Consider the following 13662-nt stretch of genomic DNA (forward strand, 5'->3'; position numbering starts at 1 on the left):
CCAGGCCAGCGTCTATCGGCGCGAGCTCGACACCAGCGCGTAGGCGCCGGCGCGCACGCCAGTCGCACGCACTTCCCAGCGCGCGCCCGCATCGGCCAGCGTCGCTGCCGCGCATTCCCACTGCGTCTTCTGCGGCGCCAGGTAGCATAGCGAAGGCGCCTGCACATTACCGTAGCGCGCCTTGTCGAGCACAAAATAGAGGGTGCTGTCGGCCGGCGTGAAATTGCTGACAAATTCGAAGCCATCGATCAAGTGGCCCGGCAACTGCGCCATCGGCAGGCTGGCGTGCCAGTAGGTCGACCATCCGGCCGGACGGGTATAGTCATTGCGCAATTTCGACAGGTGCACGGTGCACGCGATGGCGCGTGGCGCCAGCACGGTGGGAATGCGCGCGCCCATGACCCAGGCCGGATCGCCGGCGCCGGGCAAAGTGGCGACCATGCCGTCGGCGACCGCGCCGCGGTAGTCGTTGATGTCGAGTTTGAGCGCCAGCCCCCCTTCAAGCGCCTGGCTGCTGCCGGCGAGAGACCGCAGGGAGCTGGCCGTATAGCGGTAGCCATTCATGAAAGTGGGCGCGGCGTCCCAGCCCTCCCCGGTCACCGAACGCGTTTCCGGCGACTTGATGCCGCAATACTCGGCCATGGGCACGAACAGGCTGGCGTCGGCCGCCGGGCCGCGCGCCTCGCCATCGCCGCCGACCACGCCGCCACAGGCGCCGAGCAACACGGCGCAAAGCAGGCTGGCTAGGGCGGAGGGTAAAGAAGTACGGATATTCATGCTGGGCTGCCTCGGTGAGTGGATGAGGCCACGATTCTGGCCGGCGCCATGCGGGGGCGCAGCCGCCTTGCGACGAATGGCGGCAAATGTCCGAGCAACACCGCCTTCGGGCCGACGAATGCCCATGCAATATTGCCATGAGACACTATTACAACTGCTATACTTATGCTTATTTCATAACGCCCGCGGGCCATGCCGGCAATGCCATCTTCCGACCATCCGCTGTCCTGCCGCCTGGCCGCCTGCCTGCTTGCCCTGTGTGGCACGGCCCATGCTCAAGCCCCCTCCCTCGACGCGGATACCGTGCTGCAGATGCACAGGTTGCAGCAACTGGAACTGGCAACGGGCAGGCCGCTGGCGCTGGCGACGGCGCTGTGCATGGATGAGAGGCTGGGCGCGGCGTGGAAGCTGCCCGGCACGGGCGCGATGCCGCCCAGCCGCTGGCAGCCGGTGGCCGAGCGCATGCGGCTGATGGCGGAGCAATGCACCGTGCAAGATGACGACAGGCAATATCGCGATACGGCCAGCTGGCGTGCCGCGCTGGAGCAAAAGCTGCAGCGGCGCACGCAGATGGAGGCGGAACGGCAGCGCCTGCGCGCCTGCGTGGCGCAGGCGGCGACGACCGATGCGCTGCAAAGCTGCATCGCCGCGCCAGGCCAGCCGCCGCTCACGCCGCAGGCATGGCAGCGCTGGCTGACCATCTATGCCAACCGCGAGCGCACATGAACAGGCGCTTCCTTGCCCGCCGCCGGCTCATGCAGGCGGCATGCGCGAGCCTGGTCGCGCCATGGGTCCACGCCAGCGGGGATGACGGCGGCACGGCGCCGGACGCGAACCTGTTTCCCGTGCTGCAGGCCAAGGTGAAAACGGCGATGGCGCTGCTCAGCAATAAACAGTTCCTGGCGGCCCAGCCCCTGCTCGCCGAAGCGCTGGCCGTGGTGGATGCCGATCCGGCCCGGCGCTGGCCGTGGCGCGTGTATGTACTGCCCACCTATGGTTTTGCCGAACTGGGCCTGGGACGCACCCAGGTCGCCGTCGATGCCTTGCGCCTGGCCGTGCAGGCCGAGGAGCGCATTGCCGCCGAACAACTACAGCCATTCGCCCAGCTGTCCGCCGCCATGGACAGGGCGATGGGCAAGCAGCTGCTGAAAGTGGAATACGGACGCCAGATGCTGACGGCCATCGGCGCGCCGGGCACGCTGCGCACCGTCGGCGAGCTGCCGTACGACACGGACCATTCCGCGGCCGAGCTATGGTTCACCACGGCGCGCGCCCTGCACGCGAATGGCGACGTGGAGGAGCTGGCGCGCTTTTACCGCCAGCACGTCGCGCCCAGGCGGGCCGCCACGGAGGACGTGCCCGCCGTGCTGGCGCAGGAGTACCGGCACTTCAAGATCGGCCTGCTGCTGTGGCAGGCTGGCCAGCACGACGCCGCCGCCGAAGCCTTTGCCGCCGCACTGGACAGCAATAGCCAGCGCTTTTCCCATATGGATCAGACCAGCACCACCATGGAGGCCGTCTGGTCGGCATTCGTCATGCGCCGCACCATACTCGCCGCGCAGCTGGAGCAGGCGCGCCAGAACGGCGCACTCGACAGCGCCGTCCCTGTGCTGCTGGCGCGCATGGTCAGCGCCAAGGGCGGCGGTGTGCGCTACCACGAAGCCATGCTGCGCCAGCTCCATGCCAGCACGGACGCGCAGCTGCGGCAAAACCAGGCACAGTTGCGGCAAGTGGAAGACCAGATCGCCGCCCTGCCGCAAGCCATGCGCGACCTCGGCCTCTTCATGAAACTTGCCCTCATGAACAGCCTGCAAGTCGGCCAGGTAGCGGGCGCGCTGCGCATCGAGACACTGCCCTTGCCTGACCGAAACGGCATCGACCTGGCAGCCGTGCAACGCGGCCTGGGCAACGATGCCGTCATCGGCTTTTTTGTCTATGCGCCACCGTCGGCCACGTCGTTCGCTCCGGCGCCGCCCCGCTATCTGCGCTACTGCCTCACCGCCGCATCCATCAGCGTGTGCGATCTGGGTCCGCAGCGCGCGCTGGAACAGGCCGTGCACGGCTACCGGAGCGAGCTGATGAGCAAAACCATGGCCGCCAGCCGGGCCGGCGGCAGCGCGCTGGCGCAGCGGCTGCTGCGCGACTTGCCGCCGGCGGCGCTTGCCGCTGCCGAGTGGATACTCGATCCGGACGCGGCCCTGCATCTGCTGCCCTTCGACGCCCTGCCCGATGCCCAGGGCCAGCCGCTGGCGCTGACGCGCTCGTGCCGCCATGTCAATTCCCTTCTGCAATTACTGCCAGACAAGACCGCCGCCGCGCCCGCGTCCGCGTCCGGCGCGGCGTGTATCTTTGCCAACCCGGCATATGGCGCGGGGCTGGCCCAGCCGGCCACGGCCGCCACGCGCTTTGCCATGGCAGGCGAACACGCGGCCGGCGCACAGCGCATCGTCGCCGTCGCGCCACTGCCCGATACGCGCGGCGAGGCGGACGCCGTCAGCGCCGGCCTGCACAAGCTGGGGATGGCCACGCGACGCTACGAAGGGGAAGCAGCCAGCATGGCCGCCATGCAGGCCAGCGTATCGCCCGTCGTGCTGCACGTCGCCGCGCACGCCATCCTGGGGCAGGATACGGGTCCCGCACCCGATGACGGGGCCGGCGGGGAAGCGGAATCGATGGACTTGCTGCTGCCGGGCCGGCGCGCCGGCCTGCTGCTGTCGAACAAGGGACAGGCCGAGCTGATGCTGGCCAAGGATATCGCCCGCCTGCCGCTGCACGGCACGCAGCTGGTGGTGTTATCGGCCTGCAACACGGGCAATGGCGCCGTCTTGCCGGGAGAAGGCCTGGCCAGCCTGCGGCGGGCCGTGGAACTGGCGGGAGCACGCAGTTCCATCACATCCCTGTGGAGCGTGCCCAGCGAGGCGAGCACGGAACTGATGCGCGCCATGTACGGCCACATCGGCAACGGCATGGCGCCCGGCGCGGCCCTGCATCGCGCCAAACAGGCCATGATCAGGCTGGGCCGGCCGCCGCTGGACTGGGCCGGCTTCGTGTTCGCGGGCACGGATGCGGCCCTGGTCGCGCCGCGTCCCGCCTGACGCTCAGCGCCTGGCCGGCTGCTTGACGCTGGCGGCTGTCTTGGCGCGGTAGGCGTCGATTTCGCGCACGGCCTTGTTAAAGTCGAGCGCCTTCACTGCGGCCTCGATGGCTGCGTATTGCATTTTCTCGGCCACGTCCATGCTGGCTTTCTTGGCATTGACCTGCGTTGACATGCCGATCGCGTCCGCATGGATATTGAGCGCGGAGTCAGCCAGTGACACGCTGATCCAGGCCACGCTCACCCCGTCGAGTACCGTCGCGTCGCCAGTGACTGCCAGCAACAGCTTCTTCTCATTGAGCAGGGCGCACTGCGCATCCGAAATGGGCCAGCCGCCGTTCGCATTGACGACGCGGCGAATATCGGCCGTCGTGCTGTCCTTCATGGGACATCCGGCTTGCGCCGCCGGAAGCACGGCCAGCAAAGTCAGGGCGGCGAAGAAGATTTTTTTCATGATTTGTTTCCTTACGTGAGGATGCCTGGGCATCATGTCTGTCGGTTGGTTTGCGTCGTGCAACTTGTCGTTTCCGGCTGCATGAACACCATTCTGGCCGTGCGCTGGAGACGCCGCAGCCGGCTTGGGACGAAGCCCGCCAGCGGCGCGACGAACGCCCCCCGCACGGCGACGAACGGCGGGCAAGATGCCACAAATTTTGCTTAACCGCAAATTCGATCGGGCCGGAAGGAGCGACAATTCCCACTCGCCCTCACTGATCAACGCCCATGAAACAGCTGACCGCCTGCGCCGCCCTACTCCTGAGCCAGCTACTGCCCGGCTGCGCCGGCCTGCCCACGGCCGCCCCCGAACTGGCGCAGGTACGCGCGCTGGCCGCTGGCGAACAAGCCTTGCCGGCCTTCGGCGAACTGGCCCTGCGCCACCGCGACAGCTATGCGCGCCTGCGGCCCTACCTGTCGCCGCAGCAGGACGCCAGCGAACAGGTCCTCGACCGGCAGCGCCGCGCCATGCACGCCGACGTGGCGCTGATCCAGCGCGGCGTGTCGCTGTACTTGCAGGCCCTGGGACGGCTGGCGGGCCAGGAATACCTGTCCCTGGACAATGAAATCAAGGCCGCCGGCAGCGCCATCCGCGCCTGGCCCGACAGCGGCATCGTCGACCGCGACGTGGCGGCCTACACCGCCGTGCTGCGCCTGCTGGCCCGCCTGCAGGGGGAAGCCGGCCAGCGCGCACAACTGGCGCACGTGCTGCGCGAAGGCGACGACGCCGTGCAGACGCTGCTGTCCACGCTGGCAAGCCTGCTGCGCCTGTACGACAAGGCGGGCGACAACGAACGCGATATCGTGCTGGGCCAGCTGGAAATGGACCTGGCCTTCGCCGACACGCCGCAGCAGCGCCTGCTGGTGGTGCTGGCCAGAACCCTGCAACAAAGCAAAACAGAGGAATACCGCCTGTACGGCCTGCGTCATACGCTGGCAGGGCAGCAACTGGCGGCCCTGGCGCGCGAACATGCGCGCCTGGCCATGGCCGGCACCCACATCCCGGAGGCAACATGGACGGATCACCAGGCAGCGAACGCCGCGAAGCGGCCCTGAGCAGCGCCATGCGCGTCGAGCAGCTGGCCGACAGCCTGTCGCAGGCGGCCGTCACCCTGCATGGCGCCGTCATGCGCGCCATCCGCAAGCGCGCCAGCCAGGGAGAAAACGGCATCAGCCTGAGCCAGGCACACGCCGTCTTCGCGCTGGAAGTGGCCCTGCGCCAGCAAGCGAACCAGCTGTATGCCGATGCCGCCGGGCATACCGTCGCCGGCCTGGACACGGCGCAGCGCCAGCTCAGCGGCCTGCTCGACACGGTGCGCCTGAGCATCGCCCGCAACGACGACGTGCGGCACTGGATCAGCCTGGCCACGAGTTTATTGCACCTGGGCAGCTCCGTACTGGCAGGCAGCCCCGAGCGCATTCTCACCAGCGTCGGCAAGGTGCGTGAGCGGCTGCAAGAGATGGCGCAGGACTGATTGAAATTGGCTGGCGAGCGCCTATACTGGGACGTCCCCGCATGGCAATCACGCCCGCGGGACGACCAGAGGAGGCCAATATGCGTATCGAACCGTATTTGCAATTCAATGGCAATTGCGCGCAAGCGATGGAATACTACCGCCAGCACCTGCATGGCGAGAATCTGTGCCTGATGCCGTTCCGCGGCTCGCCGGGCCAGGAGCAAGTGAAGGAAGACTGGTACGACAAGATCATGCACGGCTCCGTGCAACTGGGTCCCACCATGCTGATGGGCTCGGACGGCGGCTGCAGCGAGGATGGCGCCAGGGGCATGAGCGGCTGCTCGGTCTGCCTGACCCTCGATACGCCGGAGGAAGCGGAACGGGCCTTCGCCGCGCTGGCGCGTGACGGCAGCATCCAGATGCCGCTGGCCGAAACCTTCTGGGCCAAGCGCTTCGGCATGCTGAAAGACCAGTTCGGCGTCGCCTGGATGGTCAACTGCCTGAAAGAGCCAGCATAGAACGGCCCTTGCCTGCCTGCGCCGCGTCAAACGCGGCGCGGGTGGTAGCGCAAGCAGAGTCGCCCATCCTGGACTACCATAGAGGAGAGACGCCTATCGGGGACAGCCATGAACGGATTGCCGCAAGACCAGCTGCAGCGCCTGCGCGACGAGCTGGAGCAGCGCAAGCTGGCGCTGCAGGAACAAATCGACAGTGAAGCGGCCGAGGCGGATGCGCGCGCCTCGCTGCTCAATGAAATCGAAGCCTCGCCGGCCGACAACGCCAGCGTGCGTACCTTGAACGCCCTCGTCAGCGAAGCGGCCGAGCACAATATGGCGCAACTGGCCATCATCAAGCACGCGCTGGCCAAGTTTGCCGACGGCAGCTACGGCCTGTGCGACAACTGCGGCGAAGCCATCGGCCTGTCGCGCCTGAACGCGCGCCCGGAAGCGCGCCTGTGCATCGATTGCCAGACGCGGCTGGAAAAATCCCTGCGCTCGGTACCATGACGCTGCCATCCGGGCGGCACAACGACAAAGGGCAAGGCATCGCTGCCCTGCCCCCTGCTTTCCAGCCTTGCCGCCATGCGGCCGTTCGTCCCCCGCCAGCATCGTGCGTGCCGGCTGGCTGGACGGGTCTCCTCTGCTGCCCTTGCCCTGCTGCAAGCTGCGCGCTTGCCTGACTCAGCTTGCTTAACTCATGTGCTGCCCGCCATTGATGGCGATGTTCGCGCCCGTGACGAACGCCGCCTCGTCGGAGGCCAGGTAAGCCACCAGCGCCGCCACCTCGTCCGGCTCGCCCAGGCGGCCCAGGGGAATCTGCGGCAGGATCTTCGTTTCCAGGATATCGGCCGGCACGGCCGTTACCATCTGCGTGCGCAAGTAGCCGGGCGAGACCGTGTTGACGGTGATGCCGTGGCGCGCCACTTCCAGCGCCAGCGCCTTGCTGAAGCCATGCACGCCCGCCTTGGCGGCCGCATAGTTGCACTGGCCAAACGCGCCCTTCTGGCCATTCACGGACGAGATATTGATGATGCGGCCCCAGCGCTGTTGCAGCATGGGTTCGAGCACCTGCTTGCTCATGTTGAACAGGCTGTCGAGATTGGTGCGCATGACTTCGGACCAGTGCGCCAATTCCATCTTGCGCATGCTCTGGTCGCGCGTGATGCCGGCGTTGTTCACCAGCACGTCGATGCGGCCGAACTGCGCCAGCACCTTGCCGACGGCCTCGCTGCACGCGGCGAAATCGGCCACGTCGACGGCCAGCGCCTGGAAATGGTAATGCTGCTCGCGCTGCTCGTCGAGCCAGTGCTGCACGCGCGGATTGCCGGGCGTATGCGCGGCCACGACGATCAGGCCCGCGTCATGCAAACGCCGGCACAGGGCCGTGCCCAGGCCGCCCATGCCGCCCGTCACCAGCGCCACCTTTTGTTCCTTCATTGCCGTCTCCCCTCTGGTTGTGGTTGTTCTGCGTGGGATCAAGTGTAGGTGGCGCTTTTGGCGACGGCATTGCGCCAGATCAAAGGCTGAGCCTGCATATGGACGCGTTCGTCTGCGCTGTGTCCATACGAGAAAAATTATCAAAATCATACTTTGCAAGGAGGTGATGGCACCTCGGCGGGCAAGGCAGCTAATCCTTACCTGATGGCATGATTCAAAGGAGAACGCGATGGAAATCCAGGACGATACGGAAGCATTGAGGGACTTGTTCAACGAGATCAATCCCGGCATGAGCGACGTGGAATCGCTGCATCAGGCGGAACTCGATCCGCACCATGCGCTGGCCCTGATGGCCAACCCGAAAGCGGCGCTGAAAGCCATGGGCATCCCCGTCAGCGATGCCTCGCAAGTGCAGGTGACCATGAAGAACCGCGCCGACCGCGCCATGATGGAGGTGGCGCAAAGGGCGGCGCAGTTGCGGCGCATTATCATCATCGTGATTCATTACCGCAACTGCGACGCCGATATCATCATCATCGGCATGAGCTGAGGCAGCAAGCGCCGGCCGCAGTCGTGCGCGGCCGGCGCCCCGGACTGTGCCAGAATGGGTCTTACTGCACAGCGAGAGGCCAGGCCATGACGTACAAGACCGTATTGCTCCACATCGACGACAGCGCGGGACGCGCCGCCCGCATCGAAGCGGCCGCCAGCATCGCCCAGGCTTGCGGCGGCCACCTGACGGGCGTGGCCCTGACGGGCGTGTCGCGGCTGCTGTACCAGAACCAGCCCGACCTCGATGCCGATCCGAACCTGGCGCTGCACCTCAATTTCCTGCGCGAACGGGCCACGCGCTCCCTCGACGGCTTCGAGGCGCAGGTGCGCGCGGCCGGCGTCGCCTCGTTCGAACAGCGCGTCGTCGACGACGAGGCGGCGGGCGGCATCAGCGTGCTGGCCCGCTATGCGGACCTGGTGGTCATCAGCCAATACAATGCCAAGGATAAATCGCCGTCCGTGATGCGCGATTTTCCCGCCTATGTGCTGCTGCACTCGGGCCGGCCCGTGCTGATCGTGCCATATGCGCCGCCGTTGCCCCTGCTGGCGCCGCCGGCGGCCGCGCGCAATGTGCTCATTTCATGGAATGCCAGCAAGGAAGCGAGCCGCGCCGTGACCGCCGCCCTGCCCCTGCTGCAGCGGGCTGAACATGTGCACGTGGCCATCTTCGACGCCCAGGTGCATGCGGCCGAGCACGGTGAACAGCCGGGCGCGGAACTGCTGCACTACCTGGCACGCCACGGCGTGGCGGCGCGCGTGCACCTGCTCGATGGCGGCGGCGTGCGGCGCGGCGACATCGGCGAGGCCCTGCTGTCGCAGGCGGCCGACCTGTCGGCCGATTTGCTGGTGATGGGGGCGTATGGCCATTCGCGCCTGCGCGAAACCATCCTGGGCGGCGTCACGCGCACGATTCTGCAGAGCATGACGATCCCCGTGCTGATGGCGCACTAGGCAGTGGGAAAGACGGCAGGGCTAGCTGCCCTGCCAGGGCTGGCTGCGGATCTTCGCCACCTGGCGCTGCGCCAGCCATTGCCACAGCTGCAGCGCGGCATCCTGCGGCAGGGCCGACATGTGGCGCGGGCTGGCCAGGGCGATTTCGCAATCGCGGTCCGACCATTCCTCGAAAGTGACTTCGCCCCCGCTAGCGACCTCGACCTGATACATCAGGCCGTCATCGTAACCAAAACGCAACATGACGGCGGCCGGCCCGCCATCCGGCGTGGCGGCGGGCCCCCGGTACACTTCGGCCAGCGCATCGGCCAGCTGTGCCGGCGAGGGCGCGCAGATGTCGCGCCCGTCTGCCCGTGTCAGGATGAACCATGCCTGTGTCATGACGCGCCCTCCTATTCATACTCGTTAGCATGCGAGGCAAGTACTACGGGCAGTCACCTGGGTCCACGCTCACTTCGGGCGCACGGAAACTATCCCTGTCGGCATTGTTTTAGCAATCACTACCAATACTAACAAGAATAATACCTAAATTTCGTGCTGCGCGGCATTTATGCCATGGCCGACGATATTGCCGCCACATCAGGCCACCAGCACGGGTATGCTGAGCGGGTCGAAGTCATGCCAGTCGCCATTGGCGATCGTGCCTTCCGCTTCCTCGATATGCTCGGCGCCCAGGCGGTGCAGCGCCTCGAGCGCCCGTTCGCGCTCGTCGAGTCCGCTCAGCGCCACGGCGATCAGCATGCCCGGATGCCGGGGCTGGCGGCGGTTTTCGCCATTCCCGTCGCCATGGCCTTCCGGCTCGCCCGCCTCCTTCATCTTGTTGAAACTGTATAGCGAGCCCACGTGGGCGCCCACCAGCGGGCCGACGACGGGACCGAGCGGCCCCGTCGCCAGGGCGGTGGCCGCGCCGATGCCGGCCCCGACGGCAGCCCCGACCGCCACGCCTTCCACCACGCCCACAGGCGTCTCTCTGGCGCCGGGCGAAATGTCGCGGTCGCCGCCGAGCGCATGCAGATCGTGCTGGCCCGGCTGGTTGACAAAGAAGGCGCTGATGCGGCTATCGGGAAAGCCCGCCTGGTTCAGGGCGGCGCGCGCGGCGTCGACCTGTTCCTGCAACTGAAAATGACCTGCAATGATGCGTGACATGATGCTGTCCTCCTGGTCGGCTGCTGGCGCACCGCGCGCCACTTGCCACGATAGCGTGCGCCCGACGCCGGCGAAATACCGTTCGCTTGCGCACACAGCCGCGCAATCGTCAGGCGGGAAGGCCCAGCGGGCTGCGGATATCGGCCAGGAATTGCCGCGCGCGCGGATGTTGCGGACGCGCAAAGAACTCCTCGGGCGTGGCCCGCTCCAGCACTTGTCCGTGATCCATGAACCACACGCGGTCCGCCACCTCGCGCGCGAAACCCATTTCATGCGTGACGCACACCATGGTCATGCCGTCACGCGCCAGGTCGCGCATCACCTGCAGCACCTCGCCCACCATTTCCGGGTCCAGCGCGCTCGTCGGTTCATCAAAGAGCATCAGCGGCGGCTGCATGGCCAGCGCGCGGGCAATCGCCACCCGCTGCTGCTGGCCGCCGGACAGGTCCGCCGGCCTGGCGCGGGCCTTGTGCGCCAGTCCCACCCGTTCCAGCAGGGCAAGCGCCCGCGCCTCGGCATCCTGGCGGCCCAGGCCGCGCAAGCGCTGCGGCGCCAGCGTGCAATTGTCCAGCACGGATAAATGCGGAAACAGGTTGAATTGCTGGAAGACGAAACCGATATGCGAGCGCAAGGCGTTCACGTCCAGGCCCGGCGCGTGGATGTCCTGGCCGCCCACCGTGATGCGGCCCGAGGCGACCGGTTCCAGGCGGTTGATGGTGCGGATCAGGGTCGACTTGCCGGAGCCGGACGGGCCGCACACGACCAGCACCTCGCCCCTGGCCACGTGTTCAGTGATCTCGCGCAAAGCGTGATACTCGCCATAGTATTTGTTGACGCTGTCAAAGGTAATCATCTGGCCGCTTTCAGAAGACGCGCCTGGCGCCGCTCAAGCCAGAAGGCGGCGCGCGACAGGCTGAAACACAAAACAAAATACGTTATGCCCAGCAAGAAATACACTGGCACGGGCTTGGTCAGCACGAGGCCGTTCACTTGCGAGGCGATGAACGACACTTCGGCCAGGCCGATGATGTAACCGAGCGAAGTTTCCTTGATGGTCGAGACGAACTGGTTGACCAGCGAGGGCAGCATGTGGCGCAGCGCCTGCGGCAGCACCACCGTGCGCAGGCTGTCCAGGTAGTTCAGGCCCAGCGAACGGGCCGCCTCCACCTGCCCCTTGGGCACGGCTTGCACGCCGGCCCGCACGATCTCGGCCAGATAAATGCCGTCGAAAATGACGAGGGCGGCCAGCATGGTGCCGAACTGCCCGCTTTCATGCCCGGTGATGCTGGGCAGGAAGAAATACGCCCAGAAGATGACGAGCAGCAGGGGAATTCCCCGCACCACGTGGATCAGCGCGGCGACGGGCCAGCGCAGCAACGGCCAGGGGCTCAGGCGTGCCAGGCCCAGCAGCAAACCCAGGGGCAGGCTCAGCACCAGCGCCAGGCTGGCCAGCACGACCGTCAGCGCCAGGCCGCCCAGCGGCCCCTCGGGATAGCGTCCCACCAGAAAATACAGCCAGTAATCGTGAAGCAGTTCCAGCATCAGGACACCTTCCTTTGCAGCAAGGCCGCCAGGCCGGACAGCAGCAGCGAGACGGCCAGGTAGGCCGCGCTGGCGAAGACGAAGGCCTCGACGCTGCGGAACGAGGCCGCTTCCACGCGCTGCGTCTGGTACATCAGTTCGGCCACGCCGATGACGGTGGCGATGCTGGTGTTTTGCCACAGGGTCAGGGTTTGCGACAGCAGCGGCGGCGCGGCCAGCCGCAGCGCCTGCGGCACGATGCACAGGCGCATGGTGGCGAGAAAACTCAGGCCCAGCGCCCGGCCCGCCTCGAATTGCTGGGCGGGAATGGCGCGGATGCCGCTGCGGATGTCTTCGGCCATGTAGGCGGCCGTATATAAAGTCAGGGCCGTGACGGCGCTGACGGCTTCGATATTGCCGGCGTACAAGCGCTCCTTCCACGTGTCGGGCAGCAGTTCGGGCGCGCCGAAATACCAGAACAGGAAGTGGGCCAGCAACGGTACGTTGCGGATCAGCTCGACATACGCCACGCCCAGGCCGTTGAGCAGGCGCGACGGGGCCAGCCGCAGCATGGCCACGCCGCAGGCCAGCGGCAGGGCCAACAGCAAGGTCATGCCCATCAGGCGCAGGGACAGCAGCAGGCCGGAGACGAGCCAGTCGCGGTAGTCGCCGGCCAGCAAAAAGTTCAGATCAAATTGGAACATGATGGTGAAATATCATTGATGCCTAAGAAAACCGTAGCGAGCGGCAGTGATTTGTGGCTGAGAAGCGCAACCGTGCTGGAGCACGGTGAGCATCGCAGGCCGCAAAGCGCGCCGCGCAGTAGGTTTGCTTAGGCGTCAATCTTGTCCGATTCAATCTTGAATGTGCGCTTCTGAAATTTCACATTGCTCGTGGGGCCATACCATTTGAAAAACAGTTTTTCCGCCTCGCCCGACTTTTCCAGGCTCCGCAGCACCTGGTCGACGGCCGTTTTCACGCCCTTCTCGCCCTTGCGTATGCCGAAGGCAAACACTTCCTCGCTGATGTTTTGCGGCAGCACAATATAGTCCTTTTGCGCGGCGCCCAGCTTGGCGTAGTTGTTGAGCAGCGAGACTTCATCATCGACATAGCCGACGCCCTTGCCCTGCTGCAAGCCCAAATACGCCTGGCCCGCCGTCTCGAACGTCACCACGTCCACGCCGGGCACGGCCTTGCGGAGATTCGGTTCCTGCGTGCCGCCCTTGACGGTCAACACTTTCTTGCCGGCCAATCCCGCGACCGTCGTGATATTGCTGCTTTTTTTGACCAGCACGCGCTGGCCCGTGTAAAACGTGGACAGCGAGAAATCGACGAGCGCTTCGCGTTCCTTGTTGTGCGTCAAGGACGCCGTCAGGATATCGACGCGGCCCTGCTGCAGCTCGGGAATGCGGGCGGCCACGGCCAGCTGTTTGATCACCGGCTTGACGCCGATGCCCTGGGCGATGGCGCGGCACAGGTCCACTTCATAGCCGACCAGCTGGCGCGACTTGGCGTCGATGAAGCTGTTCGGCTCGTCCGTGCCCAGGGTGCCGCAGACCAGCTCGCCTTTCGCCTTGATGGCGGCCAGCTGGTCCGCTTGCGCCACCTGGGTGAAGGCGATGGAAATGAAAAGAAGCGCGGCGAAATGAAGACGGGTCTGCATGGGATTCCTCTGGTGGATAACGAATGCCGCCATTAGACCGCAGCGTCCTTATTTCCAAAAAGGAATCTT

Annotated in this window: 17 protein-coding genes; 8 read left to right on the forward strand and 9 right to left on the reverse strand. The window is 66.1% G+C overall.

The window, feature by feature from the left end:
* Positions 1–12: 12 nt before the first annotated feature.
* The gene (locus BXA07_RS20440; RefSeq protein WP_139335676.1) at positions 13–777 is read right to left on the reverse strand and encodes a hypothetical protein; all 765 of its coding nucleotides are present in this window, start codon (positions 775–777) and stop codon (positions 13–15) included.
* A gap of 201 nt (positions 778–978) precedes the next feature.
* Here BXA07_RS20440 and BXA07_RS30315 point away from each other — a divergent pair, with 201 nt between their 5' ends.
* Positions 979–1503 carry a hypothetical protein gene (locus BXA07_RS30315; RefSeq protein WP_076570369.1) on the forward strand — a complete coding sequence of 175 codons (525 nt, stop codon included), beginning with the start codon at positions 979–981 and terminating at the stop codon, positions 1501–1503.
* Positions 1500–3872 carry a CHAT domain-containing protein gene (locus tag BXA07_RS20450; protein WP_139335677.1) on the forward strand — a complete coding sequence of 791 codons (2373 nt, stop codon included), beginning with the start codon at positions 1500–1502 and terminating at the stop codon, positions 3870–3872. Before BXA07_RS30315 ends, BXA07_RS20450 begins: the two co-directional genes overlap by 4 nt.
* Before the next feature lie 3 nt (positions 3873–3875).
* Here the strand turns inward: BXA07_RS20450 and BXA07_RS20455 are convergent, their stop codons facing one another.
* On the reverse strand, positions 3876–4325 hold the full coding sequence (locus BXA07_RS20455; RefSeq protein ID WP_076570373.1) for a hypothetical protein: 450 nt from the start codon (positions 4323–4325) through the stop codon (positions 3876–3878).
* 269 nt (positions 4326–4594) lie between these two features.
* On the opposite strand from BXA07_RS20455, the gene BXA07_RS20460 reads away from it, so the two are divergent.
* The 4 genes from BXA07_RS20460 to BXA07_RS20475 all read left to right on the forward strand — a co-directional run bounded on the left by BXA07_RS20460 (position 4595) and on the right by BXA07_RS20475 (position 6830).
* Positions 4595–5422, forward strand: a complete 828-nt coding sequence (locus tag BXA07_RS20460) for a hypothetical protein (protein WP_076570375.1) — start codon at positions 4595–4597, stop codon at positions 5420–5422.
* Complete coding sequence (locus BXA07_RS20465) at positions 5380–5841, forward strand: hypothetical protein (protein ID WP_083708428.1); 462 nt, start codon at positions 5380–5382, stop codon at positions 5839–5841. The genes BXA07_RS20460 and BXA07_RS20465 overlap by 43 nt, the downstream gene beginning before the upstream one ends.
* Before the next feature lie 80 nt (positions 5842–5921).
* Positions 5922–6341, forward strand: a complete 420-nt coding sequence (locus BXA07_RS20470; protein ID WP_076570378.1) for a VOC family protein — start codon at positions 5922–5924, stop codon at positions 6339–6341.
* A gap of 108 nt (positions 6342–6449) precedes the next feature.
* Positions 6450–6830 (forward strand): TraR/DksA family transcriptional regulator, encoded by a 381-nt coding sequence (locus BXA07_RS20475; RefSeq protein ID WP_076570380.1) that lies wholly within the window; start codon positions 6450–6452, stop codon positions 6828–6830.
* Between the two features lie 183 nt (positions 6831–7013).
* Here the strand turns inward: BXA07_RS20475 and phbB are convergent, their stop codons facing one another.
* The gene (gene phbB, locus BXA07_RS20480; RefSeq protein ID WP_076570382.1) at positions 7014–7760 is read right to left on the reverse strand and encodes an acetoacetyl-CoA reductase; all 747 of its coding nucleotides are present in this window, start codon (positions 7758–7760) and stop codon (positions 7014–7016) included.
* A 229-nt stretch (positions 7761–7989) separates the two neighbouring features.
* On the opposite strand from phbB, the gene BXA07_RS20485 reads away from it, so the two are divergent.
* Positions 7990–8310, forward strand: a complete 321-nt coding sequence (locus BXA07_RS20485) for a hypothetical protein (protein ID WP_076570384.1) — start codon at positions 7990–7992, stop codon at positions 8308–8310.
* Between the two features lie 86 nt (positions 8311–8396).
* A complete protein-coding gene (locus tag BXA07_RS20490; protein ID WP_076570386.1) occupies positions 8397–9263 on the forward strand; it encodes a universal stress protein in 867 nt (288 codons plus the stop codon).
* 21 nt (positions 9264–9284) lie between these two features.
* On the opposite strand, the gene BXA07_RS20495 is transcribed toward BXA07_RS20490, so the two are convergent.
* The 6 genes from BXA07_RS20495 to BXA07_RS20520 form a co-directional block, all read right to left on the reverse strand.
* Positions 9285–9644, reverse strand: a complete 360-nt coding sequence (locus tag BXA07_RS20495; RefSeq protein WP_076570388.1) for a hypothetical protein — start codon at positions 9642–9644, stop codon at positions 9285–9287.
* Between the two features lie 198 nt (positions 9645–9842).
* Positions 9843–10409 carry a hypothetical protein gene (locus BXA07_RS20500; RefSeq protein ID WP_076570649.1) on the reverse strand — a complete coding sequence of 189 codons (567 nt, stop codon included), beginning with the start codon at positions 10407–10409 and terminating at the stop codon, positions 9843–9845.
* 109 nt (positions 10410–10518) lie between these two features.
* Positions 10519–11262: an amino acid ABC transporter ATP-binding protein gene (locus BXA07_RS20505; RefSeq protein WP_076570390.1), complete on the reverse strand. Its 744-nt coding sequence runs from the start codon at positions 11260–11262 to the stop codon at positions 10519–10521.
* The gene (locus tag BXA07_RS20510) at positions 11259–11951 is read right to left on the reverse strand and encodes an amino acid ABC transporter permease (RefSeq protein ID WP_076570392.1); all 693 of its coding nucleotides are present in this window, start codon (positions 11949–11951) and stop codon (positions 11259–11261) included. Before BXA07_RS20510 ends, BXA07_RS20505 begins: the two co-directional genes overlap by 4 nt.
* Entirely contained in the window at positions 11951–12634 is a 684-nt protein-coding gene (locus BXA07_RS20515) for an amino acid ABC transporter permease (RefSeq protein ID WP_076570393.1), read from the reverse strand. The genes BXA07_RS20510 and BXA07_RS20515 overlap by 1 nt, the downstream gene beginning before the upstream one ends.
* Positions 12635–12762: 128 nt before the next feature.
* Positions 12763–13593, reverse strand: coding sequence for a transporter substrate-binding domain-containing protein (locus BXA07_RS20520; RefSeq protein ID WP_076570395.1), 831 nt, complete (start codon positions 13591–13593; stop codon positions 12763–12765).
* Positions 13594–13662 lie beyond the last annotated feature (69 nt).

This window comes from Janthinobacterium sp. TND4EL3, assembly GCF_900156175.1.
In the GTDB taxonomy this organism is placed as follows: Bacteria; Pseudomonadota; Gammaproteobacteria; order Burkholderiales; family Burkholderiaceae_D; genus Janthinobacterium.

Excerpts from the sequence above, each read along its gene's own strand:
- BXA07_RS20440 (WP_139335676.1), bottom strand. The coding sequence starts at position 777 with ATGAATATCCGTACTTCTTTACCCTCCGCCCTAGCCAGCCTGCTTTGC.
- BXA07_RS30315 (WP_076570369.1), top strand. The coding sequence starts at position 979 with ATGCCATCTTCCGACCATCCGCTGTCCTGCCGCCTGGCCGCCTGCCTG.
- BXA07_RS20450 (WP_139335677.1), top strand. The coding sequence starts at position 1,500 with ATGAACAGGCGCTTCCTTGCCCGCCGCCGGCTCATGCAGGCGGCATGC.
- BXA07_RS20455 (WP_076570373.1), bottom strand. The coding sequence starts at position 4,325 with ATGAAAAAAATCTTCTTCGCCGCCCTGACTTTGCTGGCCGTGCTTCCG.
- BXA07_RS20460 (WP_076570375.1), top strand. The coding sequence starts at position 4,595 with ATGAAACAGCTGACCGCCTGCGCCGCCCTACTCCTGAGCCAGCTACTG.
- BXA07_RS20465 (WP_083708428.1), top strand. The coding sequence starts at position 5,380 with ATGGACGGATCACCAGGCAGCGAACGCCGCGAAGCGGCCCTGAGCAGC.
- BXA07_RS20470 (WP_076570378.1), top strand. The coding sequence starts at position 5,922 with ATGCGTATCGAACCGTATTTGCAATTCAATGGCAATTGCGCGCAAGCG.
- BXA07_RS20475 (WP_076570380.1), top strand. The coding sequence starts at position 6,450 with ATGAACGGATTGCCGCAAGACCAGCTGCAGCGCCTGCGCGACGAGCTG.
- phbB (WP_076570382.1), bottom strand. The coding sequence starts at position 7,760 with ATGAAGGAACAAAAGGTGGCGCTGGTGACGGGCGGCATGGGCGGCCTG.
- BXA07_RS20485 (WP_076570384.1), top strand. The coding sequence starts at position 7,990 with ATGGAAATCCAGGACGATACGGAAGCATTGAGGGACTTGTTCAACGAG.
- BXA07_RS20490 (WP_076570386.1), top strand. The coding sequence starts at position 8,397 with ATGACGTACAAGACCGTATTGCTCCACATCGACGACAGCGCGGGACGC.
- BXA07_RS20495 (WP_076570388.1), bottom strand. The coding sequence starts at position 9,644 with ATGACACAGGCATGGTTCATCCTGACACGGGCAGACGGGCGCGACATC.
- BXA07_RS20500 (WP_076570649.1), bottom strand. The coding sequence starts at position 10,409 with ATGTCACGCATCATTGCAGGTCATTTTCAGTTGCAGGAACAGGTCGAC.
- BXA07_RS20505 (WP_076570390.1), bottom strand. The coding sequence starts at position 11,262 with ATGATTACCTTTGACAGCGTCAACAAATACTATGGCGAGTATCACGCT.
- BXA07_RS20510 (WP_076570392.1), bottom strand. The coding sequence starts at position 11,951 with ATGCTGGAACTGCTTCACGATTACTGGCTGTATTTTCTGGTGGGACGC.
- BXA07_RS20515 (WP_076570393.1), bottom strand. The coding sequence starts at position 12,634 with ATGTTCCAATTTGATCTGAACTTTTTGCTGGCCGGCGACTACCGCGAC.
- BXA07_RS20520 (WP_076570395.1), bottom strand. The coding sequence starts at position 13,593 with ATGCAGACCCGTCTTCATTTCGCCGCGCTTCTTTTCATTTCCATCGCC.